The organism is Rhizobium sp. SEMIA 4085, from assembly GCF_013004495.1.
GTDB classification, from domain to species: domain Bacteria; phylum Pseudomonadota; class Alphaproteobacteria; order Rhizobiales; family Rhizobiaceae; genus Rhizobium; species Rhizobium gallicum.
Genome location: NZ_JABEPH010000680.1, coordinates 1 through 1,137, shown reverse-complemented (window position 1 = coordinate 1,137; position 1,137 = coordinate 1). Strand labels below are relative to the sequence as shown.

Here is a 1,137-nt window from a genome sequence, read left to right as displayed (position 1 = left end):
ATCCGGGACACGGGTGCCAGGGTAGCCGAAGTCAAGGGTGGCGTGAACCGTTACGTTATCCCGGGTGAGGCGGAGGCGATCATTTCGATCGATGCCTCGCGGATCGTCGATCTCAGACAGAGAATTGAAGCGGAAGCGGCTTCGATTGCGCTTGAGTACAATGCAAGCGATCCCAACCTCAAGGTCACAGTCAGCGAGTCGGGGAGACAGTTTACTCAAGTCTTCTCGGCTCAGTCCGCCCGGGCGCTGGTCGATGCCCTGAACCTTCTTCCCAACGGCGTCCAGAGCAAGAGCCTTCAGGTCGAGGGCCTCGTTGAGAGCTCCAACACCGTGGCGCTGCTTTCAAGCGATGAAGAGGCCATCGAAATCGTCAATACGGTTCCAAGCGCCGTTAGCTCCCGTCGCTACAACATTGTCGACAAAATTAGGCAGCTGTCGGAACTCATCGGCAACGGCGCGAGCGTGGAGACATTCGCGGATTGCCCGGAATGGCCATACAATCCTCATTCGCGAATGCTTAACGCCGCCAAAGCCGCTTACGAGCGTGAGTTCGGCGAGCAGCCACATGTAGAAGTCTCTCACTCCAGTCTCGAGCTCGGCCTTTTCCGAAAGAAGGTTCTTGACATTGACATGCTGTCGATCGGACCGGAAGCGTTCGACGTCCACACCACGCGCGAGCGCCTCAACCACACGACAGTCGATTTGACCTGGCGGCTTCTCAAGTCGCTGCTCCGCGAACTCCGGACCTAAGGTATTGAAATGCCAAAACTGCCAAGCTACTTCGGCAATTTTCCACATCCGCCCAGCGAAAAGAAGCCTGTCCATCTGACGCGCGATAGCTACAAGATGTTCATCTATACGGGGACGAAGCCGTATTCTAGCGACCTCAACTACCTGCTCGCCAGCACGGACCAGCAGACGACCGGCATCTATCAGCTCGCGCCGGGAAGCAACTTCGACCCGGCGGACATTCACGCGGGTGACGAGGTGTACTATGTCCTCGAAGGTGTCGTGCATCTCCTAAACCCCGAAACCGGGCAGACCGAGGAACTCGGACCCGGTGACGCGGTGCTTATCCCCAAGGGCGCTCCGCATCGCGGCTATAACTTCAGCGACAAGGCTGCAGTTATCCTGTTT

General features: G+C 57.4%; 1 protein-coding gene and 1 pseudogene. Both read left to right on the top strand.

Annotation, left to right across the window (positions count from 1 at the left end):
* Positions 1 to 750: pseudogene (locus C9413_RS32330) on the top strand (aminoacyl-histidine dipeptidase); the annotation flags it as partial.
* Between the two features lie 9 nt (positions 751 to 759).
* Positions 760 to 1,137 (top strand): cupin domain-containing protein (locus C9413_RS32325; RefSeq protein WP_170251603.1); only part of this gene is annotated, 378 nt, incomplete at its 3' end.